Source organism: Fusibacter bizertensis (assembly GCF_029914245.1).
Lineage (GTDB): Bacteria > Bacillota > Clostridia > Peptostreptococcales > Acidaminobacteraceae > Fusibacter_C > Fusibacter_C bizertensis.
This window is the reverse complement of sequence record NZ_JARYZI010000001.1, coordinates 205,982-229,777: the sequence shown is the minus strand read 5'-3', so window position 1 is coordinate 229,777 and position 23,796 is coordinate 205,982. Positions and strand designations below refer to the sequence as shown.

Here is a 23,796-nt window from a genome sequence, read left to right as displayed (position 1 = left end):
TATAATAGTATTAGTGATTATTTGGAGGCAATTTATGAATGTGTTTAGAAAGCGACTTTTCTTTTTTTATCTTATCGTTTCTTTGTTGATTTTGGCTTTGGTAGGTCGTCTAGTATACATACAGGTTGTGTGGAGTGATGAGCTTTCTGAAATGGCTAAGGCACAACAAAATAAAAATATACCGATTCCTGCGCAGCGGGGTGCTATTTTAGATCGAAATGGAGACAAGTTGGCTTTTAGTGTGAAAACATATTCGGTTTGGGCGCAGGCTTCAGAAATTACGAAGCAGTCTGAAACTGCAAACTTAATAGCAGAAACACTTGAGATTGCACCAGAGCCAATAATTGAAAAGTTACTTAATGCGCAATCGACTAATGTTAAATTAGTGAGTAATATAACTAAAAGTGAAGAAGAATTATTAAAAAGCAAGGGTATTCGTGGAATTTCTGTTACCGAAGATACGAAGAGGCTTTACCCTTATAACTCATTGGCTTCACATGTTATCGGGAATGTTACTACTGATGGAGTCGGTCTTACTGGATTAGAATATTATTTTAATGACATTTTAATAGGTGAGCCAGGACTACTTCATGTTACAACAGACGTATATGGTCGCCAGCTAGCTTATGGTGAGGATGAACTTAAAGCACCCCAAAATGGTGACTCATTAAGATTGACCTTAGACAATAGCATTCAGTTTTTTGTTGAAGATCGCTTAGAAGCTGCTTTAGAGTTACACGATGCCAAATCAGTTTCTGCAATAGTTATGGATCCTAAAACAGGTGAAATCTTAGCAATGGCTTCAAAACCAGATTTTGATCTCAACAATCCTAGAACACCTGATGATTCAATTGATGATGCAACATGGGCAGCGATGTCAGACGATGAACGGATGAACTATTGGAATAGCAGGTGGCGAAATAATGTTATCAGCGATACTTTTGAACCAGGTTCTACATTTAAAGCTTTGATTGCTGCTGTAGCTCTAGAAGAAAAATTGATAGATTTTAATACGACTTTTTATTGTACGGGATCTAAAGATGTTAGTGGACAGATACTTAATTGTGCAAATCCTTTGGGACACGGACTTGAAACATTGACACAAGCGTTTGTAAATTCATGTAATCCTGCGTTTATCGAGATTGGACAAAAAATAGGAGTTGATACACTCTATGACTATTTAGAGAAATTTGGTGTGTTTGAAAAGACAGCAATTTCATTGCCTGCTGAGGGAAATTCACTTGTTCGTGATAAAGAAAAAATTGGCCCAGTTGAACTTGCAACGATGTCATATGGTCATGGACTTAACATCACAATGATTCAATTAATTCGCATCATATCAACAATAGTAAATGGTGGTTATTTAATAGAGCCTCAGCTTGTGAATTCAATTGAATCCTCAGAGGGAGTTATAGTAGAAACATTTGAACCCAAAGTGTTATCCCAAGTGATATCTAAAGAAACCTCAGATAATATGCGAATTTTACTTGAAAGCGCAGTGAAATCTGGTGGTGGTAAAAACGCTTATATTGAAGGTATCAGAGTTGGGGGCAAGTCGGGTACAACTGAAAAATATACTGAAAACGGTTATGAAAGCGAAGTCGTTGTTTTGTCATTTGTAGGAATTGCACCTATTGAAGATCCACAATATGTTGTACTAGTCGTTGTAGATGAGCCAAAAGATGAGTTCTACGGAAGTATCGTGGCTGCCCCAGTGGTTAAAGCCATCTTACAAGATATTTTAAGGTACAAAAATATAGTACCTAATGTTGAAATTGAACACAACATTGAAGTGCCAAGTTTGATGGGACTTACTTTAGAAGCTGCCATTGAAAAACTTGATAAACTTGGACTTGCATATTCTACATCGCCAGTTGGTGTAGAAGATCATACACTTCCAGTGACGAATCAATACCCCGCTGCAGGAACAAAAGTAGATTCAGACAGTTTAGTGATTATTTCAGTAGAGGAATAATAGCAGCTAGTAAGACATCATAAATTTGGTTAAGATATAACAAAATATATGATTTAAAATAAAATATATAATTTAAAACTAGGAGAAAAGGTAAGATGAATTTATTTTCAAATCCAATACTAAATGCAATGATGTTTTTCGTTATAAGTGGAGTGGCAGGACTTGTACTTGGCCCGATTATTATCCCAAGACTTACAAAACTTAAGTTTGGACAAGCGATTAGAGAAGAGGGACCACAGTCTCATCTGCAAAAAACTGGAACGCCAACTATGGGAGGCTTAATATTCATTGTAGCGTTTTTAATGCCAATATCCTTTACGCTTACTTTTGATGTGCCACAAGTAGCTTATGTCACAATGGCGATTTTTTGTTTTGGGGCAGTGGGATATTTAGATGATTACTTAAAGGTAGTTAAAAAGCACAACCTTGGATTAAGAGCAAAACATAAATTCATCTTACAAAGTATACTTTCAGTCATTTTCGCGCTATTGTCATTAGCATGGGGGACTGATACGCATATTCCGTTTGTAGCAGGTGTTGTCGATCTCGGATGGTTATATATACCTTTACTGTTCATTATGTTTTTAGCGATTGATAACGCAGTTAATTTGACAGATGGATTGGATGGCCTTGCTTCAAGTATTACAGCAATAGTGAGTGTATTTTTTATGATCATGGGATTTGTTCAAAATGAGAGTATTGTCATCTATTTATCTGCGGGTATGTTGGGTGGCTTGATCGCCTATCTAAAGTTTAACTGGTATCCAGCAAAAGTCTTTATGGGGGATACGGGTTCACTTGCTCTTGGTGGCTATGTGGGTGCAATGGCAGTTCTTTTAAAGATGCCTTTATTTATCCCTTTATTTGGTTTGATTTACTTTATCGAGACTTTATCTGTTATGATACAGGTCGGTGTTTACAAGAAAACTAAAAAAAGAGTCTTTAAAATGGCGCCGATTCATCATCATTTTGAAATGATTGGATGGAATGAAGTAAAGATCGTGACTCGATTCTCAGTGTTGACAATTTTAATGTGTCTGTTAAGTTACTTTATTTATATATAAGATAATAAATCCTACTAGGGGGCTGTATGAATTTTAAAGGTGTAGAAGTATTGGTTGTTGGTTTGGCAAAGTCAGGCGTTTCTGCGATTATTGCATTAAATGATGTGGGTGCAAATGCTACCATAACGGATATAAAATCAGTTGAAGAATTAAGTGAGCTTTATTCAGAAGTCAAACCATATATCAAAGCGGCTATTTTAGGAAGTCATCCTACTGATCTTGAACGTTTTGAATATGCTGTGATGAGCCCAGGAGTACCACTTGATTTACCTTTTGTTACACAGATGAAAGCTGCTGGTGTAAAGATAATAGGTGAGATTGAACTTGCATATCAACTTTCTAAAGGAAGTTTCATAGGTATTACCGGAACCAATGGCAAAACTACAACGACAGCTTTAACTGGCGAGATATTTGATTTATCTAGTAGAAAACACTTTGTTGTAGGAAACATTGGTTTGCCAGCAGTTTCCAAAGCTCTTGAATCTGATGGTGAGACTACTATGGTTACAGAAGTCAGCAGTTTTCAGCTTGAAACAATAGTTGATTTCAGAGCTAAAATCGCTGCGATTTTGAATTTGAAACCGGATCATCTCAATAGGCATAAGACGATGGATGGCTATATTGAGGCTAAAATGCGAATTTTTGAAAATCAAACTACACAAGACCATTTAATCCTAAACTATGATGATGTACTAACACGAGCATTATCTGTTCATTCAAAAGGGAAAGTACATTATTTCAGCAGAGAAATAACTGAAGGTCAAAGTGCATTTATTCAAGAGGGCCTGATTAAATTAAATTGTAATGAACAGATCGAAACGGTTTGTCCGATAGATGAAATGCTGATATTTGGTCGTCACAACGAAGAAAATGCACTTGCAGCTGCATTGATTTGTCGACTAGCTGGAATTCCTGTTGATGTTATCGCTCAGGGGCTTATCAGTTTTAAAGGTGTAGCACATAGAATTGAGTTCACTGCTGAAATTAATGGTGTTAAATATTATAATGATTCAAAAGGAACGAATCCAGATTCTACAATATGTGCAGTAGATGCTATGACTTCACCTACTTTTTTAATCGCAGGTGGTTACGACAAAGAAAGTGATTTCGCACCAATTTTTGATGTGTTCAATGGTAAAATAAAAAAACTGATCTTAATGGGTGCTACCAAAGATAAATTTGCATTTGCTGCAAGGGCTAAGGGATACGATCAAATTGTTTTTGTAGAAAATATGGAAGAAGCAGTTGCTTTTGCATATGAAAATGCTGTTAGTGGCGATGCGGTATTGCTATCACCAGCTTGTGCAAGCTGGGGGATGTATGCAAATTTTGAAAAACGCGGTGAACACTTTAAAAAATGTGTTCATAACTATGAGGTTTAGGATCTGATGGGGGAATTATGAAACAAAATAAAATGGATTATCCATTGCTTGTGATTACATTAATCTTGGTTTCGTTTGGGCTGTTAATGGTATTTAGTTCTAGCTACTATTTTGCTATTGACAAGATGCAGAATAAGATGCACTTTTTCACAGCAGACCTTAGCTTTATCATACTAGGTGTGTTTGCAATGTTAGTTGCATCAGCTGTTGATTATAAAGTCTATCGAAAGTTTGCAATTCCATTATTTTTTCTAAGTATGTTCTTACTTATATATGTTTTGTTTAAGGGAACAGTGGTTAATGATGCAAGAAGATGGATCACAGTAGCGGGACAAAGGTTTCAACCTGCTGAAGTTGCAAAAATTGGATTGATTATGTTCTTTGCTTTTAGTTTAGAAAAAAATTATACCAAACTTAATCAACCTAAGATTCTTGGGGTTTATGTGTTAATCATTGCTTCAGTAGTGCTACTGATTATGAAACAGCCAAATATGAGTACAGCGGTTATATTGGCAGGTGTGATGGCAGTTATGCTCTTTGTTGCTGGCTTGCGCTGGATTTATGTTCTATTATTCGGTGCTGCAGGTGGTTTTATAGGTTGGTTATTGGTGCATAATGCACCATATCGTCTTAACAGGATGATTGCCTTTTTAGACCCTTTTAAATATAAAAATGATGAATCATGGCAAGTGATTAACTCACTATATGCGCTTGGAACCGGTGGTATTTTTGGCGTTGGTATAGGTATGAGTACTCAAAATAAATTATATATTCCAGAACCACAAAATGACTTCATTCTAGCGACTGTTGGAGAAGAATTGGGTTTGATTGGTACAGTTGGACTTCTAATATTGTTTTTGATATTGCTTTATCGTTGTGTTAAAATTGCAATGAATGCTCCTGACATTTTTTCGACGCTGCTTGCAACGGGGATTTCTACGATGCTCGGACTTCAAATACTAATGAATTATGCAGTTGCCACTTCATCAATGCCAGCAACAGGTGTTTCTCTACCTTTTATTAGCTATGGTGGTACCAGTATATCCATTCTGTTAGGTTCAATAGGTATTATGCTGAATATTTCAAAATCAACTATAAAAAGAACACATAAAAATGACGATTAAGTGTTAACTGGAGATAACTATGAGAGTATTGATCACCGGTGGCGGTACAGGAGGACATATTTATCCTGCTATAGCCATTGCAGAACGGTTAAAAAAAGATTTTAGACCCCTTGAACTTGTGTATGTAGGTTCAAAAAATGGTATGGAGAAAGATATAGTTCCCAAAAAAGGAATTACTTATGTGGGGATGGATGTTGCACCCTTAAATAAAAAGTTATCAAGAAAAACATTTAAAGCGATTGGGACTTTATTTAAGGGGTTGTGGCAAGCCAATCGCCTTATTAAAAGGTTCAAGCCAGATGTAATTATAGGAACAGGTGGTTATGTTGCAGGTTCTTTGGTAATGGTTGGCGCTTTAAGAGGTGTACCTTCAGCGATCCATGAACAAAATGCATATCCAGGATTGACCAATCGGATTTTAAGTCGATTTGTGGACTATATTATGGTGTCGTTTGAAGACTCAAAAGTTCATTTTAAGCATCCAGAAAAAGTAATTTATACTGGGATGCCAATTCTTGATACGTATTTTTCAACATCAAGAGAACAATCCCGTACTAAATTGGGTATAGCTGATGAAGAAATGCTTATTGTTACTGTAGGTGGTAGTAATGGGGCGATGAAATTAAATCAGGTGATGCTTTCTAGTTATCATCAGTTTTCGGAGATTAAAAACATTAAATTTATTCATCAGTCAGGCACGAGATACTATCCATATGTGATGGAAGATATTAAAAATGGAATCTACGAAGTGGGTGATAATGTCAAAATCTTGGGCTATATAAAAGAGATGCATGTTTATTTAAATGCTGCAGATCTTGTGATATCAAGAGCTGGCGCATCAACCATTAATGAAATAATCGCTTCAAAAGCACCTTCTGTTATCATTCCTTCACCAAATGTTGCAAATAATCATCAACTCCTCAATGCGCAATTGATGGATAAATATGGTATGGGAGTTGTTATAAAGGAAGAGGATTTAAACGAAGAATTAATGGTGCATACAATCCAAGATTTTAATAAAGATCCTTCTAAACTAAACATCATGAGACAAAACTGTGAGAAGATGGATTTGTCTAAAACACTGGATGCCATTTCTGCTGTGATTCGAAAATTAACCGATTAATGGAGAGAAAATTTGATAAAGGTAATTAAACGGATATTCATGTTTTTAATAATTGTAGGCATCATAAGTGGTGGTATATATCTTTATTTCAATACGGATTTACTTCGCATCCAAGATGTTCAGTTCAACGAAAACGAACATATGGACTTGTATGACATCATGAGATATTCTGGTGTTCAAAAGGGTACCCCATATTTTGAAGTAGACACTGACGTGGCTGCTAACAATTTGATGTCTCATCCGTATGTGAGATATGCGACAGCCACTAAGCAATTTCCCAATACAGTGATTTTTGATGTGGTCTATAGAAAGCATTTTTTCAACATTAGATACTCTGACATCGTTTTATCGCTTGATGATCAACTTCATGTGCTTGAGGTGCTTGCAAGTGAAAATGAAGGGTTTACTGTTGAGGGTTTTGCATTTGATAGTTTTTCAACTGGAAATGTAATAGATGTGAGTCAACTCTATATTCTTGAGAATATAGTTGATTTGTTAAAATTGGTTCAGCAAAGTGAACTCGAGTGTAATCCGCTGATTTTATTTAAAGATAGAAATATCGTTTTAACAATTGATCAAATCAAGATTAAATTTGGTGTTGGTGAAAATATTGAATCAAAATATAATGCGTTTATCAATATATATGAAGCACTTAAAAATGATGGTATTAAAAATGGTATTATTGATGTTAGTAGTGATGGCTTGCCTGTTTATAGGCCCTTCGGAGAGTAGATTATGATGAAAAAAGATAATATATGGATTGGACTTGCATGTGTCGTACTTGGTGTATTCATCGCATTTCAGATGAAATTTATCCAAGGGACTTACCTTAATGGTGCGAGTCCAACACAGAAAACAACTGAAATCATAAATGAACTTACAGTTGTAAAGGCAGAAAAAGAAAGACTTGTTGAAGAAATTGAGCGATTACAAGATCAACTCGACAAAATTCAAAATTCAGCATCAGAAGAGAGTGCAGTTGTTAAAAACCTAACGGATGAGCTAAATCGTTTTAAAGCTTTTTCTGGGATGACCAAGGTTACTGGCACTGGTATCATGGTAACGATTGATAACCCACCAAAGGATCTAAACGTAGGTCTAGAAAAAAACATTGCACTAGATTATAAGATGTTATTGGATTTGATCAATGAACTTAATTCTGCTGGCGCTGAAGCAATATCGATTAATGAACAAAGGATGGTTAATAGCACTGAAATTAGACTTGCTGGAAGCCAAGTAAATGTCAATACAATTCCAATTAGTCCGCCTTTTATCATTAAGGCTATTGGCAGTCCAAGTACTTTAGATGGAGCTGTTAATATTCGCTTTGGGATAGTACAAAATCTACAAGAATCTGGTTATTATGTTGAAGTTAGGCAAGTTGAAAATCTTGAAATTGGTGCTTTCAATGGGAGCATGAAATTTAGATATGCAAATACGGTGAAATAGATGAAATGGAGTGCAAAGAAAAAGAGGATATTAGCGCTTACAGTTTTACTGGGGGTTTTAATTGCCCTTCAATTTAAAACGCTTAATTCAGGGGTTAAATACTTATCAATAAAAGAAATGTACACACAGAGTATTGAACTTGAAAGCCAAAAGTCTGAGCTAACACAACTGAATAGCAAAGTAGAAGAGTTGCGTTCTCAAATCGATGCATACCAAACTGCAAAAGAGGATGTTCAAGTTGATTATGAACAATTTTTGATCAACGAAATAGAAGCAACTAAGCAAATTGCAGGACTTACAAAATTAGAAGGTCCTGGTGTTGTGATTATCATCACTGATGGTACAAGAGAGCTTATTGAAAATGAAGATCCTGCAAATATCATCGTCCATGATTTAGATATAAGAGCTATGGTGGATGATCTTAGAAATGCAGGTGCAGAGGCAATTGCTATCAATGGTCAAAGAGTTGTTTTTAATAAATCTAATATTCAATGTACTGGACCAACAATAAAAATTAACGACCAAGTTTTTGCACCACCCTATATCATCGAAGCGATTGGAGATCGACGTTTTTTAGAGTCGGCTATTAACGCACCGGGAAGCTTTAGTGAAGATTTGAGAAGCTGGGGTGTTTTTGTGGAAGTAAATACATCTATAAGTGTAACGATTCCAGCATATGAAGGTTTTGTAAGTTACGAATTTCTTAACTAAGGATGGTGTTATTATGATTATTGCTTTATTGGGAATTTTATTAGGCATTTTACTAGGTCTTTATATTCCATTTGAATTTTCTACGATTTCTTCGCTTTATATTTCTGTAGGGATTTTGGCGGCGATAGATTCGATAATTGGTGCTTTAAGAGCAAGTCTTGAAGGTAAATTTGATGGTATTATTTTTATAAGTGGTTTTTTTGTCAATGCGATACTTGCGATATTATTATCGTATTTGGGAGATAAATTAGGTGTGCCAATTTATTATGCAGCTATTTTTGTTTTTGGGACGCGATTGTTTAATAATATAGGGGCGATTAGAAGATACACAATTGACAGATATCGTGGTAAATAGTAATGTAGACGCTAAATATTGTGTAAAAATATTGTTAAAAAGTCAAAAAACTCATAAAAAGCAAGAAAAATAGTGTGCTTTTTTAGGTCAAGAGACCTATATTGCTCTCAAATCAGCTAAAATAGTCATTTTTACAAAAAAAAATATTCCAAAAAAATAAAAAAGAGTATATACTATATGTAGTGGAAAACTAGGTATTTTAAGCAATATATGTTGCGGAATTCATAGGTTTATTTCTGCTTTAATCAGGGGCGTTTTATAAGATGACAATGATTATGTAGAAGTTAAAGCAAATTGTTTATATATAGAGAGATTATAAACACCCGAGAATTATTACTTTGCGGGATAAGGAGGATTTTCATGTTAGAATTTGATGTTGCTGTTGAAGAATTTGCCCAGCTAAAAGTAATTGGCGTTGGCGGCGGAGGTAACAATGCTGTTAACCGAATGATTAAATCTAATTTAAAAGGTGTTCAGTTTATTGCGATCAATACTGATAAACAAGCACTTTATAGCTCGGCAGCAGAATATAAGTTACAAATTGGTGAGAAATTAACACGTGGACTTGGTGCAGGTGCTAACCCAGAAGTGGGTAAGAAGGCAGCTGAAGAAAGCCGTGACGATATATTTCAAGCACTTCAGGGTGCTGATATGGTGTTTATTACTGCTGGTATGGGTGGCGGAACTGGTACTGGTGCAGCGCCTATCGTAGCTGAGATTGCTAAAGAAATGGGCATATTAACTGTTGGTGTCGTTACAAAACCTTTTTCTTTTGAAGGAAAAAGAAGAATGAAACACGCTGAAGAAGGTATTGAAGAACTTAAAAGACGCGTGGATACGTTAATTACAATCCCAAATGATCGTTTATTAGAGATCGTTGAAAAAAGAACATCGATATTAGACGCATTTACAATTGCTGATGATGTCTTACGTCAAGGTGTACAAGGTATTTCAAATACTATCACTGAAACGGGTCTCATCAATGTTGACTTTGCAGATGTTAAGACTATTATGTTTGAGCAAGGTCTAGCACATATGGGAATTGGTTCTTCCAGTGGAGATGATCGAGCAATTGATGCAACAAACCAAGCGATTCATAGTCCTTTACTAGAGACATCAATCAGAGGTTCAAAGGGAATCTTGTTAAATATACGTGGTGGCAAATCTTTAGGTATGATGGAAATTCAACAAGCTGCCGATTTAGTATACCAAGAGGCTGATCCAGATGCAAATATCATCATGGGTGCAGTTATTGATGAATCATTAAAGGATGAAATTACAGTCACTGTAATCGCTACTGGATTTGATTCAGCTAAACCTGAACCTAAGTCAGAGTCTAAAATTAATAAACCAATTAAAAATGAAACTGTTAGGGTTCAACCTGCAGAAGCTGACCCGGCAGAGGATGATACTTTTGATATACCAACGTTTTTAAGAAAGAAAAGATAACCTTGCTTCTAGCAAGGTTTTTTTTAAATCACCGCTAGTTTGTGATAACATCTCCGGGCTCGACACCCGAAGATTTTAAATAATAATGTAGCTCATTATGAAATCGAGGTGAAGCAATGAAATGTCCATATTGTAGCAGTCTTGAATCAAAAGTTATTGACTCAAGACCAACGGATGACGGTCATGTGATTAGAAGACGTAGAGAATGTATCAATTGTAATCAGAGATTTACAACCTATGAGAAAATTGAAGAGATACCTATTATTATCGTAAAAAAAGATGGCACCCGTGAATCGTACAATAGGATGAAGGTTCTTAATGGCATCATAAGAGCCTGTGAAAAAAGACCTGTTTCAATGGAACAAATGGAGCGTTTGATTGATCTAATTGAGACACGTATGCACACTTCAATGGAAAAAGAGATACAATCGGAATTAATAGGTGAACTTGTAATGTCAGGTCTTAAAGACCTTGATGAAGTCGCTTATGTTAGATTTGCTTCGGTGTATCGTCAATTTAAAGACATCAACACATTTATCAATGAGTTAACTAAATTGTTGCAAGAAAAAACACATCAGTGATCCATCAAAAGCAGTGAAAACTGCTTTTTATTAATTCGAGAAGAGTTTACAAGTGGGTGAGGCATATGAGAAAATTTACAAATATAACTGCACCACATGGAATTACAACTAGAAAAGGCGGCGTTAGTCTTGGCGCTTTTGAGTCGATGAATACTAGTTTCTTTGGTGTAGATAATCCAAGTCATGTATTTGCAAACATCAAACGTGCGCTTAATGAGCTTGGAATTACATCTAAGACAATTGTTGCGACGCAACAGGTACATTCAAACAAAGTCTTACTAATAGATTCAGCTTTTGATTTTGATACACTGAAAAAAATAGATACTTCTGATTCAGATTTGTCCGAATATGGACTCTATGTCGCGTCTGAAACAGACGGTCTAATGACATCGCGTGAGGACCTAGTCTTGATGACCTTTTATGCGGACTGTGTGCCTCTAGTCTATCATGACGAGGAGTCGGGTTATATTGCTACTGTACATAGTGGATGGAAGGGTACAGCGCATTTGATGGGCCAGGAAGTAATTAAGAAATTCAACCACTTAGGTATCCCTGTGACACATCTCAATATCGGTATCGGCCATTGTGCAGCGGTTTGCTGTTATGAAGTTGATGAACCTGTGATTCAAGCGTTTAGAGAAAATTTTTCCAATGATCAGATGACCGCCTTTCTAATTCCAAAAGAAAATGGAAAATATATGATGGATCTCAAACAAGCCAATGTGATTGCTTTGATGAAACAAGGAATAACGCTGTCGCAGATAGAGGTGAATGATGACTGTACTATATGTAATGCTGAGGAATTCCATTCTCATAGAAGAACTGGCTACCCAAGAGGTTCAATGAGTACTTTTATCGCAAAAAAATAAAAGTTGTAATTCACAATCAGGTGTAATACAATTATATACTGGTTGCATAACTGATAATATAGTTACAATTTGTAGTGACAAAACCTAAAGACGAGATGTCGAAAGGTTTATTGTAAGAGAGGTTAACGAATGAATCGCATAAAATCAGTTGATAAGAATTCACTAGCTGAAGAGCTTGAAATTGAAGTTGGAGATATACTTCTTTCTATAAATGGACAGCCTATTGTGGATATCATCGACTATATGTTTTTAATAAATGATGAATATATTGAAGTTGAGATAGAAAAAAAAGATGGTGACATCTGGGAACTTGAGATTGATAAAGAATTTGATGAAACCTTAGGGGTTGAATTTGAAAATCCAATTATTGATCATGCAAGAAGTTGTACAAACAATTGTGTGTTTTGTTTTATTGATCAATTGCCTAAAGGGATGAGAGATTCACTATACTTTAAGGATGATGACTCTAGGTTATCTTTTTTACAGGGTAATTTTGTGACATTGACGAATTTAAAAGATGAAGATATCGATAGAATTATTAGATATAGAATTAGTCCGATTAATGTATCCGTTCATACTACAGATCCAGAGTTGAGACAAAAGATGCTTAATAATAGATTTGCTGGTAATGTTATGTCTAGACTTAAGCAGTTAACGGACGGTGGTATAACTGTCAATGCTCAAATTGTACTTTGTCCAAATTATAATGATGGCTCAGCACTCAAAAGTACAATTTTGGATTTAATGACATTACGTCCACATCTAAATAGTGTAGCAATTGTGCCTATTGGTTTAACAAACCATAGAGAAGGACTATTACCTATGCGTGGGTTTAATAAAGATGAAGCTTATGAAACGATTTCTATTGTACATGAGTTACAACAATTAGCCCTAGATAAAATTGGAACTAGGTTTGCTTTTTTAGCAGATGAGTTTTATATCTTAGCAGAGCAAGACTTTCCTGAAGATGATGCTTATGAGAGCTATATTCAGCTTGAAGATGGCATCGGTATGATTCGGAAGTTACGCACTGAATTAAATGAAGCAATAATAAAAAATAGTAATACAAGTCGTTTGATAAATACAAATAAAACGCATAAAGTTGTCGTCATTACTGGTACAGCGGCTCGACCATTTCTTGAAGAAATGATGTCTCAGGTTGTGAATGCTTTTCCTAATCTCGAAGTACGTGTTAAAAGCATTGTAAATCATTTCTTTGGAGAGAAAATCACTGTTGCAGGACTCATAACTGGAAAAGATATTAAAGATCAACTTGAATCAGACTTAAAAGTTTCTGAGTATGATTTGGCTTTGATGCCAGCTTCTATGTTTAGATCAGATGAAGAAATATTGTTAGACGATGTGTCAATTGATGACTTAAAGCAGCGCTTTGGAATTCCATTTGTAAAGGTGGATTGTGAAGGCGAGGCGCTTTTACAGCATTTATTATATGGAGGAAAGCATGCTTAGAAAACCAATAGTTGCGGTCGTAGGACGACCAAATGTGGGAAAATCCACTTTTTTCAATAGAATCGCAGGTTCACGTATCTCGATCGTTGAAGATACACCAGGTGTTACAAGAGATAGAATTTATGCAGATTGTGAGTGGTTAACGCATCAATTTGCAATGATTGATACAGGTGGTATTGAACCTGACTCAACTGACATCATCATGTCTCAAATGAGAGACCAAGCTCAAATAGCAATTGACACTGCTGATGTTATCATCTTTGTTTGTGATGGTAAGCATTCGTATACAACAGCTGACGAAGATATTGCTCAAATGCTTAGAAGATCAAAAAAACCAGTTTTACTAGTACTTAACAAAATTGATCAATACAAAAAACCAGATCATTTTTATGACTATTTTGATTTAGGTTTAGGTGAACCTGTTATGATTTCTTCTGTTAACGCTATGGGGCTTGGAGATTTACTAGATGATGTTGTAAAAATGTTTCCACCTCATGAAGCTTTAGAAGAAGATGATGATACAATTCGTATCGCGCTAATAGGTAAGCCAAATGTTGGAAAATCATCAATGGTTAATAAGATCATTGGTGAGAATAGAGTTATCGTTTCTGATGTTGCTGGTACAACTCGTGATGCAATAGATACGCCTTTTGAATATAAGGATCAGAAATATGTCTTAATAGATACAGCAGGTATAAGAAGAAAATCAAAAGTTAATGAGTCAATTGAACGTTACAGTGTTCTCAGAACAATTACTGCGATTGAACGTTCTGATGTATGCTTTATCCTCATTGATGCAGCTGAAGGTATAACTGATCAAGATAAAAAAGTTGCTGGTTATGCACATGAAGCTGGAAAAGCTTCTATATTTGTTATTAATAAATGGGATCTTCTCGAAAAAGATAACCATACGTTTAACGAATTCAAAATGCGCGTTAAAGAAGAATTTCCTTTTATGATGTATGCACCTGTGATGTTCGTTTCAGCCTTAACAGGGCAGCGGATAAACCAGTTGCTAGAACAAGCGAAATATGTATCCAATAACCATGCACTTAGAATTTCAACAGGCGTGTTAAATGATATTATCAATGAAGCAATTGCACTAAATCAGGTGCCTTCTGATAAAGGAAAAAGACTTAAGATTTACTATGCAACTCAAGTATCTGTTAAGCCACCAACTTTTGTACTTTTTGTAAATTTAGCAGAACTAGCACACTTTTCATATGTGCGTTATCTAGAAAATCAAATACGCAAAAACTTTAACTATGAAGGAACGCCAATTGTGTTTAAAGTTAAAGCAAGGGGCGAGTAATAGGCACATAACGTGTCAAAAGACACAGTAAATTTCTGTGTCTTTTTTTTAAAGTCAAATCTAAAGGGGACTTATATGACAGAATATCCATTTGATGAAGCGCCAAGACCAGAAGATGATATTGATGATGATTTGATTGAAGAGGAAGATGATGATGGCAATCCATTAATAAGAACCCCACAAACTGATGATGAACCTTATGAAGATGATGATTATGACGAAGACGACGAAGACGACTATGACGAAGATGAAGACGACTATGACGAAGATGAAGACGATTTTGATGAAGATGAAGGAAATTTTAATTAGCTTTTGAGTGATGGTTTCGTGCTTCAAATTGTGTTATAATAACCTTTAGAGTCTAATTGTATGCAGCATCTTAAGGAGGTATAATTTGAAAATAACGGTGATAGCAGCTGGCAGCTGGGGAACTGCTCTTTCAATGGTTTTAAATGAGAATGGTCATCATGTGACTGTATGGGCAAGAGGTAAAGAACAAATAGATTTAATCAATCAAACACGTAAAAACGAGAAATATCTACCAGGTGTAATTATTTCTGAAAATATAGAGTTTACAAATGATAAAATTAAAGCATTTAATCATGCTGATGTGATTCTTTTTTCTGTACCTTCGCAGCAATACAGTAAAACGTTAGCCTCTTTTGTAGATGAAAATCTCATCAAAGAGGATGTAATCATTGTAAATGTTTCTAAGGGCATTGACATGGAGACACTGGAAACTGTATCTCAAATTACAGAACGGATTTTACCAAAGGCTACTTTCGTAGCACTGTCTGGTCCATCCCATGCAGAAGAAGTTGCACTAGGTCTTCCAACTGCATTGGTTTCAGCATCAAAATCACGTGTAGCAGCTGAGTGCATACAAGATTTGTTTTCCAATGATTTTCTAAGGGTTTATACGAACCCTGATGTAATCGGTGTAGAGATCAGTGGCGCACTTAAAAATATAATTGCACTTGGTGCTGGTGTTAGCGATGGTTTGGGTTATGGTGACAACGCCAAGGCGGCACTAATCACAAGAGGTATACGTGAAATTGCTATTTTAGGAATTGCAATGGGTGCCAACGCTGAGACTTTTAAAGGATTAGCAGGTGTTGGTGACTTAATCGTTACTTGTACAAGTATGCACAGTAGAAATCGTCGATGCGGGATTATGCTAGGTCAAGGATTAACATTAACTGAAGCGATTGAAAAAGTTGGCATGGTAGTTGAAGGTGCTTATACAGTAAAAGCGGCGTATGTACTGATGAAGAAACATGGATTAGAGATGCCTATTACAAAAGAACTTTATCAAGTTTTGTATGAAAACAAAAATGCAAGGGAAGCTGTCAATCATCTTATGACGCGTCAAAGAAAACATGAACTTGATGAGTATGCCACAAATTTAGAAAACTGGAATTAATTTATTTTCTCTAGAAGGGGTTATTCATGACCAAACCGATTCGGAAAAAGCGCAGACCCAAATATGGACGTATCATTATGAGCTTGGCAGTCTTTGGAATTTTTATCTATTTCATTGTCAGACTTGGAATTGATCTGTTTTACAGTGAACAAAAGACTTACTTAGTCGAAGTGGGCAATTTGAACATTGAAAATCAATATCAAGCACTTGTGCTTCGTAATGAGCTCGTTGTTGATACCAATTTGACGGGTAAAATCACTTATTTTGCGAATGAAGGTGAAGTTGTTGAAAAAAACCATCAAATCGCTGAGATTTTTAATGATGGCTCAGAAGCAATTGAAGAAGAAGCTACTGAGAGGGAATTGAATAGAAAGAAAATAGAGTTTGATTATAATTTACTTGAATATGATATTACGACTTTGAAAAATGAAATCCTTTTTCAAATGTCGGCAGGACAGTATGATCTTATTCCATCTTTAAAACAAGAGTTAATTCAGAAACTCGAACGGCTGGATAAATTGCAAAATGAGAACAAATTTTTATCCAATAGAACCGCATCATACTCTGAAAAGACCATTGGAGAAGGCGCTTTGATGGAAGGTCAAAAACAAGCGATTTATTCACCCGCAAGTGGTGTTTTAACGTATAAAATGGATGGTTATGAGGACTTTCTGACTATTGATAACCTTTATAATATCAATTATGATGAAATTAGTTCTTTAGAATTGCAAGAGAGTTCATTAATCCATACTTCTGTAAAACCAAAAGACAAACTCTTTAAAATTGTCGACAATGCCAACTATTTTATCGCTGCTGTTGTTGCAAACGAAGAGATTGACACTTATAAAAATGTGCAAAGTATTTCTGCTGTTATAGATGGAAAGACATTAGAGGGAGAAGTTTATGATGTCTTTACAAACAATGAAAAAGCAGTTGCTGTAATTCAACTTAGAGAAGGTTTTGATGGTTTCTTTAGTAGAAGATTGATCAATTGTAGTATTGTTAGAGAGAATTATAGAGGTTTAAAGATTTTCATGGATTCTATCGTGAACATCGACGGGACTATAGGTGTATATACGGTTGATAAAGAGCGAAAACTAGTTTTTACACCTGTAAAAATACTTGGTTATGATGACGAATATGCAATTGTTTACAATGAACAATTTTTCGATGAAAAAACGGGGATTGTAAGAAGCATAAAGTTAAATCAAGAAGTTGTCAGAGATGGAAGTAAGTATAAAACTGGCGACCGTATGGAATAATATTTTTTTTGAGGGGGGTTAGTTCTTGAGCTATTCATATTTGGCTGAACATATCAATGAAGTTAAAAAGGATATTGCAGCAGTCTGCAACAGAATTGGTAAATCAGCCGAAGAAATTACACTTCTTGGCGTTACAAAAACATATGAAGCAGATGTAATGAATGCTTCTATTGAGTATGGGATCCAAAATGTAGCAGAAAATCGAGTACAAGAAGTGATTAGAAAATTTGATGATGTAAATAAGGGTGTAAAATGGCATCTTATTGGACATTTACAAACAAATAAAGTAAAATATATTATTGATAAGGTAGATTTAATTCACTCAGTAGATAGCCTGAAATTGGCACAAGAAATTTCTACTAGAGCAGGTAGGATTGGCAAAACTCAAGATATCCTCATCCAAGTTAATGTGGCTGATGAAACTCAAAAATTTGGTGTTTCTCCTGAAGAATTGAAAACATTGTTGAAAGACATATCAAATTTACCTCATATCAGAGTGTGTGGGCTTATGAACATAGCCCCATTTTTAGATGATCCTGAAATGTTGAGAGATGATTTTAAGATAATGAAACAACTTTTTGATGGGTTAGAAGACTACAATTTTGAAAATGTAAAGTCGACCTACTTATCAATGGGAATGTCAAATGATTATGAGGTAGCACTAGAAGAAGGTTCTAATATGTTGCGTATCGGAACTAAAATCTATGGAAAAAGAATATAAAATCCTTAAAGGAGGAGCATATATGGCTGATCGTTTTATTGATAAGATTAAATTTTTCTGGGGCGTAGATTCTCATGAAGAAGAAGATCGTACTGAAGATTTTTATGAGGACATGAAGCGTACGGATTTAGAAATGGAAGAAACAAATATGACGCTAAATGCAATTTCAGATGCAACTCAAAAATCTATGAATACGATAAAAACATCTAATAAAATTTTGAATATTCATTCTAATGCTCAGATGAATGTTGTTTTATTCAATCCAAAGAGTTTTGAAGAGTCTACTCATATTGTTGACACTTTAAAGAGTAGAAGACCAGTAGTTATGAATATTTCTGAACTTGAGAAAGATTTAGGTAGAAAGATCTTTGATTTTTGTTCAGGTGCACTTTATGCGCTTGATGGTCACATTCAACAAGTTGCAAAAGGCATTTTTGTGCTTGCACCACAAAATGTCGATATTACAGGAGATGTAATTAACAAAAGCGAAACGCCTGCTAGTACTTGGCTTCGCGAATAATAGAGGGGAGAATTATGTTAGAGCTTAAAGTCGCAATATATTATTTTTTACAGTTCGTTACCTATTTGATTTTTGGTCGTGCTATGCTATCTTGGTTTATTAAAGATCCTAACAATCCCATTATGAGAATTCTAATTGCTGTAACAGAACCGATACTTAGTCCTATCAGAAGTTTTCTGTTTAGAATGAAAATTGGCGGCAATATGGTGGATTTTAGTCCTTTAGCGGCACTTATATTGGTTCAAATTCTCATGGCTGTGGTTTTAGCAGTTTTATGATAGATCGAAAATGGGTCATTCATCATTATGCTAATTTTATTGATGAGGATGGTCTTTTTATCAAAACATTGGATTTGTTGATGCGAGCTGATAGTTTTTTTGAGATACAAATCACTGAATTTCTATCTCCGGACTTGATATATGCATTTGATCAAATATGTCATCAACATACGGAACTTACACTTATAAAGTGGGGTGTGTTTTCTGATTTTGAAAGAGCTAAACTTGTGTTTTTACCAGAGTATGTAGAAGTGCCAAGTCTTGATAAAAGTATCGCACTTTTAGAAGTCTCTTATAATCAAAAATTTAATACTTTAGAACATAAGGACGCTTTAGGTGCACTTATGGCATTAGGAATTAAGCGCAATAAAATTGGTGATATAGTTGTTTTTGAGGGTGGATTCCAAGTGGCTGTTTCATCTGAATTATCAAGTTATTTTGAAAATAGCGTCGATAAAGTTGGTAGAGCTGGCGTTTCCATCAAGCGAATTTCTTGTGACCAAGTACGAATTAAGCAAAATGAAACTAAAAAAATTAACGCGACTGTTAAATCCTTAAGATTAGATAGTGTCATTGCTACATGCTATAATCTTTCTCGATCTCAAGCGCAGGTTTTAGTGCAGGGTGAAAAAGTTAAAGTTAATCATCAAGTTATATCTAAACCTGAATATTCTCCTAAAGAGACCGATTTGATTTCTGTAAGGGGATATGGTCGTTTTCATGTAGATGAGGTTTTAGGCGTGACAAAAAAAGATAGAATTCGGATTGTTTTATCCGTGATCACACGCTGATGGATAGGGGGAACTATGTTAACACCACTCGATATACAAAATAAGCATTTTCGTAAGGGACTAAGAGGTTATAACGAAGTTGAAGTGGAAGAGTTTTTAGCGCTAATTGTGCGTAGCATGGAAGACTTGATACAAGTTAACATCGATACAACTGCGAAAATACATGATTATGAAAAACAGTTAGAACGTTATCAAGCAATGGAAAAGACCATCAACGAGGCTATGATTCTAGCACAAAGAACTTCAGAGGATATGATTAAGTCAGCCAATGATAAAGCAGATTTTATTATAGAACGTGCTGATGAACAAGCTAAGCGCATGATCAGTGATGCGAACAATGAAGTGCTTAATGTTCTGAAAAGACATGAAGAAGCAAAACATGCACTTCAAACTTTTCAAATGCGATTTAAAGTCTTAGTAGAAAACCAGTTGAAGGCACTTGAAGAAACTGCAAATGAATAAAGCTAATTTTTCATTCCATAGTTGACGAGTATACAGTATTCAGCTATAATTATAAAAAAATCATAAGATATAAACTAAAATTGGGACGAGTAATTTTACAACCGTTAAGAGAGTCAGTGTTTGGTGCGAACTGATACGCTTTTGTAAGATGAATATCACCCATAGTTGTCTGTTCGAAATACCCAAAGTAGGTCAGACCGGTTAAATACCGTTATCATGAGAAAGACACATTTAATTTAGGTTAGATGTAATTTGGGTGGTACCACGGTTTATTCGTCCCATAGCTTACGCTATGGGATTTTATTTTTTTGAGAATATATTTGAAAGGATGGCAATGATGAGTTACAAAGAATTGACAAAAAAATTAGTTGCAGAAAATGAAAAACTAGTCAGAGATTATTGGGAAGACATCGATTTATTAAAATTAAGTGTTGAATCTAGAGAGGGAAAACCATCATTTATTTTCTATGAAGGCCCCCCAACAGCAAATGGAAAGCCTGGTATTCATCACGTTTTGGCGCGTGCTTTAAAAGACTCAGTATGTAGAATTAAAACCATGCAAGGCTATCAAGTGAAAAGAAAGGCAGGATGGGATACTCATGGCTTACCTGTAGAAATTGAAGTTGAGAAACGATTAAATCTTAACGACAAAACAGCGATTGAAGCATATGGAATTGAAAATTTTAATCATCAATGTCGTTCGTCAGTGTTTGAATATGAAGATGCATGGCGAGAAATGACTAAGAAAATGGCTTACTTGATAGATCTAGACCATCCATATATTACACTTGAGAATAATTATATTGAAAGTGAGTGGTGGATTTTAGATAAGTTCTTCAAAGAAGGCTATATCTATGAAGGACATAAAATTCTGCCTTACTGTCCAAGATGTGGAACTGGTCTTGCTTCACATGAAGTGGCTCAAGGCTACCAAGAAATTAAGACTGTGACGGTATATGTTAAATTTAAAAGAAAAGATGTTGACGAGTACTTCCTTGTATGGACAACTACACCTTGGACATTAGCTTCAAATGTTGCATTGACCGTTAATCCAAATGAGACTTATGTAAAAGTAAAATATAATGATGAAGTATTATATATTGAAAAAAATCTTGCCCCTAAAGTTCTAGAAGGTGAATTTGAAGTGCTTGAGGAACTTAAAGGTAAAGAACTTGAGTATGTAGAATATGAGCAAATTATGCCGTTTGTCAATGTTGATAAAAAAGCATTTTTTGTTACATGTGCTGATTATGTTACTGTAGAAGATGGAACAGGTATTGTTCATACGGCACCTGCTTTTGGTGAAGATGATTATAATACAGGTGTAAGATATGGCTTGCCAGTGCTTCAGCCTGTTGATGAAGAAGGAAAATATACAGAAACACCATGGAAAGGGACATTTGTAATTGATGCCGATCCTGAGATTGTAACATGGCTTGCTGAGAATAACAAATTGTTCAAACGTCAAAAAATGGAACACAACTATCCGCATTGTTGGAGATGTAGTACACCTCTTCTTTATTATGCAAAACCTAGTTGGTACATCGAAATGACAAAACTTAAAGATTTACTAATTGAAAATAACAATAAAGTAAATTGGTATCCCGATTATGTTGGAGAGAAACGTTTTGGAAACTGGCTTGAAAATCTTAATGATTGGGCAATTTCTAGGAGTAGATATTGGGGAACGCCTCTAAATATTTGGAGATGTAACTGTGGTCACACAACTTCAGTGAGTTCTAGAGCAGAACTCGCAGAAAGGGCAATTGAAGAAATAAGTGCAGATATTGAACTGCATAGACCATACGTGGATGATGTTCACTTGAAGTGTGATCAGTGTGGTGATGTGATGCACCGCGTTCCAGATGTAATAGACTGCTGGTTTGATAGTGGGGCGATGCCGTTTGCGCAACACCATTATCCTTTTGAAAACAAAGAAGAATTTGATTCGCTTTTCCCAGCTGACTTTATCTGTGAGGGAATTGACCAAACAAGAGGATGGTTTTATTCACTGATAGCGATCAGTACTTTTGTAATGGGGACAGCACCTTATAAAAATGTACTTGTAAATGATTTGATCTTAGATAAACACGGTAAAAAAATGTCGAAATCAAGAGGCAATGGTGTAGATGCATTTGAACTTCTTGATAAATATGGGGCTGATGTAGTAAGATGGTATCTTTATTATGTATCTCCAGCTTGGACACCAACAAAGTTCGATGAAGATGGGCTAATTGAAGTTAATTCTAAGTTCTTTGGAACAATTAAGAACGTATATAATTTCTTTACACTCTATGCAAACACTGACAAAATCGATGTTAATAGTTTCTATGTTGAGCCCAAAGAGAGACCTGAACTTGATCGCTGGATTCTTTCAAAACTCAATTCTTTAACCAAAGCAGTTAGAGATGATCTAGATGTGTTTGACATGACAAAAGCCGTTAGAAAAATTCAAGAATTTGTGAGCGAAGATCTGTCTAATTGGTATATCAGAAGATCTAGAAGACGCTTCTGGGATTCTGAACTTACTGAAGACAAAAAATCTGTTTACAATACTACAAATGAAGTTTTGATTGCAGTTTGTCAGCTTGCAGCACCTTTTGCCCCGTTCTTAACAGAGGAGATCTACAGAAACCTTACAGGCGATACTTCAGTTCATGTAAGCGAGTATCCAGTTGTTAAAATCGACCTTATCGATAAACATGTTGAAGCGAGAATGGACTTAATCAGAGAGCTCGTAACACTGGGGAGATCGGCTAGAGAATCTGTTAAGATCAAGGTTAGACAACCAATCCAAGAGGTTATAGTGGATGGAAAACACGAAGAACTGATCAGTGACTTAGTAGATTTAATTAAAGAAGAGTTAAACGTTAAAAATGTGAAGTTCACTTATGATTTACCAAACTATATGAACTTCCAACTCAAACCTAATTTCAAAGTGCTTGGTCCAATCATGGGTAAAAACATGGGTGCTTTTGGAAAAGCATTAGCTGAACTTGATCCACAGGTTTATGCAATGAAGTTTGATTCTGGCGAAACTGTAACACTTCAAGTCGCTGGAGAAGCATTTGACGCAGCAGCAGAGCATGTTCTAGTAAATATTAACGCAAAAGAAGGTTTTACAGTTAAAATGGAAAACAATCGATTTATTATACTTGATACACATTTAACTGAAGCGTTGATCAAAGAAGGATATGCAAGAGAATTAGTTTCTAGAGTTCAACAACTTAGAAAATCAAATGATTTTGAAATGATGGATCAAATTACGATATACTACAAAGCACCAGAAGTATTTGAAAGTGCAATAGAAGAATATGCTGATTATGTAAAATCAGAAACACTTGCAACTGAACTTTTACCAAATTCTGAACAACCTTATGAATGGCATCAACTTAATGGTCATGAGGTTGGTCTTTATATCACAAAAATATAAGAAAGCATAACTTTTACCCCTGCTAAATTTATAGGTTTAGCG

General features: G+C 35.3%; 23 protein-coding genes and 1 other annotated feature. All 23 genes read left to right on the top strand.

Annotation, left to right across the window (positions count from 1 at the left end; translation table 11 throughout):
• Positions 1-34 precede the first annotated feature (34 nt).
• The 23 genes from QE109_RS01110 to ileS all read left to right on the top strand — a co-directional run bounded on the left by QE109_RS01110 (position 35) and on the right by ileS (position 23,754).
• Positions 35-1,975 (top strand): penicillin-binding transpeptidase domain-containing protein, encoded by a 1,941-nt coding sequence (locus QE109_RS01110; RefSeq protein WP_281092518.1) that lies wholly within the window; start codon positions 35-37, stop codon positions 1,973-1,975.
• 95 nt (positions 1,976-2,070) lie between these two features.
• Positions 2,071-3,039, top strand: a complete 969-nt coding sequence (gene mraY / locus QE109_RS01105; RefSeq protein WP_281092517.1) for a phospho-N-acetylmuramoyl-pentapeptide-transferase — start codon at positions 2,071-2,073, stop codon at positions 3,037-3,039.
• Positions 3,040-3,065: 26 nt separating this feature from the next.
• Complete coding sequence (gene murD / locus QE109_RS01100; RefSeq protein ID WP_281092516.1) at positions 3,066-4,421, top strand: UDP-N-acetylmuramoyl-L-alanine--D-glutamate ligase; 1,356 nt, start codon at positions 3,066-3,068, stop codon at positions 4,419-4,421.
• Between the two features lie 17 nt (positions 4,422-4,438).
• A complete protein-coding gene (gene ftsW / locus QE109_RS01095) occupies positions 4,439-5,545 on the top strand; it encodes a putative lipid II flippase FtsW (protein WP_281092515.1) in 1,107 nt (368 codons plus the stop codon).
• 19 nt (positions 5,546-5,564) lie between these two features.
• Positions 5,565-6,668 (top strand): undecaprenyldiphospho-muramoylpentapeptide beta-N-acetylglucosaminyltransferase, encoded by a 1,104-nt coding sequence (gene murG, locus QE109_RS01090; RefSeq protein ID WP_281092514.1) that lies wholly within the window; start codon positions 5,565-5,567, stop codon positions 6,666-6,668.
• A gap of 39 nt (positions 6,669-6,707) precedes the next feature.
• A complete protein-coding gene (locus QE109_RS01085; protein ID WP_281092513.1) occupies positions 6,708-7,400 on the top strand; it encodes a cell division protein FtsQ/DivIB in 693 nt (230 codons plus the stop codon).
• A 3-nt stretch (positions 7,401-7,403) separates the two neighbouring features.
• Entirely contained in the window at positions 7,404-8,117 is a 714-nt protein-coding gene (locus QE109_RS01080; RefSeq protein ID WP_281092512.1) for a DUF881 domain-containing protein, read from the top strand.
• The gene (locus QE109_RS01075) at positions 8,118-8,828 is read left to right on the top strand and encodes a DUF881 domain-containing protein (protein WP_281092511.1); all 711 of its coding nucleotides are present in this window, start codon (positions 8,118-8,120) and stop codon (positions 8,826-8,828) included. It abuts the gene before it with no gap.
• Positions 8,829-8,844: 16 nt separating this feature from the next.
• Positions 8,845-9,183, top strand: coding sequence for a small basic family protein (locus QE109_RS01070; RefSeq protein ID WP_342637106.1), 339 nt, complete (start codon positions 8,845-8,847; stop codon positions 9,181-9,183).
• Between the two features lie 360 nt (positions 9,184-9,543).
• The gene (ftsZ, locus tag QE109_RS01065) at positions 9,544-10,632 is read left to right on the top strand and encodes a cell division protein FtsZ (protein WP_281092509.1); all 1,089 of its coding nucleotides are present in this window, start codon (positions 9,544-9,546) and stop codon (positions 10,630-10,632) included.
• Positions 10,633-10,748: 116 nt separating this feature from the next.
• Positions 10,749-11,213, top strand: coding sequence for a transcriptional regulator NrdR (gene nrdR, locus QE109_RS01060; RefSeq protein ID WP_281092508.1), 465 nt, complete (start codon positions 10,749-10,751; stop codon positions 11,211-11,213).
• 65 nt (positions 11,214-11,278) lie between these two features.
• Complete coding sequence (gene pgeF / locus QE109_RS01055; RefSeq protein WP_281092507.1) at positions 11,279-12,082, top strand: peptidoglycan editing factor PgeF; 804 nt, start codon at positions 11,279-11,281, stop codon at positions 12,080-12,082.
• Positions 12,083-12,211: 129 nt separating this feature from the next.
• Positions 12,212-13,552 (top strand): DUF512 domain-containing protein, encoded by a 1,341-nt coding sequence (locus QE109_RS01050; protein WP_281092506.1) that lies wholly within the window; start codon positions 12,212-12,214, stop codon positions 13,550-13,552.
• Positions 13,545-14,864: a ribosome biogenesis GTPase Der gene (gene der / locus QE109_RS01045; protein WP_281092505.1), complete on the top strand. Its 1,320-nt coding sequence runs from the start codon at positions 13,545-13,547 to the stop codon at positions 14,862-14,864. Before QE109_RS01050 ends, der begins: the two co-directional genes overlap by 8 nt.
• A 75-nt stretch (positions 14,865-14,939) precedes the next feature.
• Complete coding sequence (locus QE109_RS01040) at positions 14,940-15,173, top strand: hypothetical protein (protein ID WP_281092504.1); 234 nt, start codon at positions 14,940-14,942, stop codon at positions 15,171-15,173.
• A 55-nt stretch (positions 15,174-15,228) separates the two neighbouring features.
• Entirely contained in the window at positions 15,229-16,287 is a 1,059-nt protein-coding gene (locus tag QE109_RS01035; protein WP_459251422.1) for an NAD(P)H-dependent glycerol-3-phosphate dehydrogenase, read from the top strand.
• Positions 16,288-16,313: 26 nt separating this feature from the next.
• Complete coding sequence (locus tag QE109_RS01030) at positions 16,314-17,549, top strand: HlyD family efflux transporter periplasmic adaptor subunit (protein ID WP_281092502.1); 1,236 nt, start codon at positions 16,314-16,316, stop codon at positions 17,547-17,549.
• A 25-nt stretch (positions 17,550-17,574) separates the two neighbouring features.
• Positions 17,575-18,270, top strand: a complete 696-nt coding sequence (locus QE109_RS01025) for a YggS family pyridoxal phosphate-dependent enzyme (RefSeq protein ID WP_281092501.1) — start codon at positions 17,575-17,577, stop codon at positions 18,268-18,270.
• Between the two features lie 22 nt (positions 18,271-18,292).
• Positions 18,293-18,790 carry a cell division protein SepF gene (locus QE109_RS01020; protein WP_281092500.1) on the top strand — a complete coding sequence of 166 codons (498 nt, stop codon included), beginning with the start codon at positions 18,293-18,295 and terminating at the stop codon, positions 18,788-18,790.
• A 14-nt stretch (positions 18,791-18,804) separates the two neighbouring features.
• A complete protein-coding gene (locus QE109_RS01015; RefSeq protein ID WP_281092499.1) occupies positions 18,805-19,068 on the top strand; it encodes a YggT family protein in 264 nt (87 codons plus the stop codon).
• Positions 19,065-19,859, top strand: coding sequence for a YlmH family RNA-binding protein (locus tag QE109_RS01010; RefSeq protein ID WP_281092498.1), 795 nt, complete (start codon positions 19,065-19,067; stop codon positions 19,857-19,859). The genes QE109_RS01015 and QE109_RS01010 overlap by 4 nt, the downstream gene beginning before the upstream one ends.
• A gap of 15 nt (positions 19,860-19,874) precedes the next feature.
• Positions 19,875-20,321, top strand: a complete 447-nt coding sequence (locus QE109_RS01005; RefSeq protein ID WP_281092497.1) for a DivIVA domain-containing protein — start codon at positions 19,875-19,877, stop codon at positions 20,319-20,321.
• A 67-nt stretch (positions 20,322-20,388) separates the two neighbouring features.
• Positions 20,389-20,605 (top strand) — a binding site (T-box leader).
• A gap of 50 nt (positions 20,606-20,655) precedes the next feature.
• Positions 20,656-23,754 carry an isoleucine--tRNA ligase gene (ileS, locus tag QE109_RS01000; RefSeq protein WP_281092977.1) on the top strand — a complete coding sequence of 1,033 codons (3,099 nt, stop codon included), beginning with the start codon at positions 20,656-20,658 and terminating at the stop codon, positions 23,752-23,754.
• Positions 23,755-23,796 lie beyond the last annotated feature (42 nt).

Coding starts and splice junctions, on each gene's coding strand:
- QE109_RS01005 (WP_281092497.1), top strand. CDS start 19,875: ATGTTAACACCACTCGATATACAAAATAAGCATTTTCGTAAGGGACTA.
- der (WP_281092505.1), top strand. CDS start 13,545: ATGCTTAGAAAACCAATAGTTGCGGTCGTAGGACGACCAAATGTGGGA.
- ftsW (WP_281092515.1), top strand. CDS start 4,439: ATGAAACAAAATAAAATGGATTATCCATTGCTTGTGATTACATTAATC.
- mraY (WP_281092517.1), top strand. CDS start 2,071: ATGAATTTATTTTCAAATCCAATACTAAATGCAATGATGTTTTTCGTT.
- murD (WP_281092516.1), top strand. CDS start 3,066: ATGAATTTTAAAGGTGTAGAAGTATTGGTTGTTGGTTTGGCAAAGTCA.
- nrdR (WP_281092508.1), top strand. CDS start 10,749: ATGAAATGTCCATATTGTAGCAGTCTTGAATCAAAAGTTATTGACTCA.
- QE109_RS01020 (WP_281092500.1), top strand. CDS start 18,293: ATGGCTGATCGTTTTATTGATAAGATTAAATTTTTCTGGGGCGTAGAT.
- QE109_RS01040 (WP_281092504.1), top strand. CDS start 14,940: ATGACAGAATATCCATTTGATGAAGCGCCAAGACCAGAAGATGATATT.
- QE109_RS01030 (WP_281092502.1), top strand. CDS start 16,314: ATGACCAAACCGATTCGGAAAAAGCGCAGACCCAAATATGGACGTATC.
- murG (WP_281092514.1), top strand. CDS start 5,565: ATGAGAGTATTGATCACCGGTGGCGGTACAGGAGGACATATTTATCCT.
- QE109_RS01085 (WP_281092513.1), top strand. CDS start 6,708: ATGTTTTTAATAATTGTAGGCATCATAAGTGGTGGTATATATCTTTAT.
- QE109_RS01075 (WP_281092511.1), top strand. CDS start 8,118: ATGAAATGGAGTGCAAAGAAAAAGAGGATATTAGCGCTTACAGTTTTA.
- QE109_RS01110 (WP_281092518.1), top strand. CDS start 35: ATGAATGTGTTTAGAAAGCGACTTTTCTTTTTTTATCTTATCGTTTCT.
- ftsZ (WP_281092509.1), top strand. CDS start 9,544: ATGTTAGAATTTGATGTTGCTGTTGAAGAATTTGCCCAGCTAAAAGTA.
- QE109_RS01015 (WP_281092499.1), top strand. CDS start 18,805: ATGTTAGAGCTTAAAGTCGCAATATATTATTTTTTACAGTTCGTTACC.
- QE109_RS01050 (WP_281092506.1), top strand. CDS start 12,212: ATGAATCGCATAAAATCAGTTGATAAGAATTCACTAGCTGAAGAGCTT.
- pgeF (WP_281092507.1), top strand. CDS start 11,279: ATGAGAAAATTTACAAATATAACTGCACCACATGGAATTACAACTAGA.
- ileS (WP_281092977.1), top strand. CDS start 20,656: ATGATGAGTTACAAAGAATTGACAAAAAAATTAGTTGCAGAAAATGAA.
- QE109_RS01010 (WP_281092498.1), top strand. CDS start 19,065: ATGATAGATCGAAAATGGGTCATTCATCATTATGCTAATTTTATTGAT.
- QE109_RS01080 (WP_281092512.1), top strand. CDS start 7,404: ATGATGAAAAAAGATAATATATGGATTGGACTTGCATGTGTCGTACTT.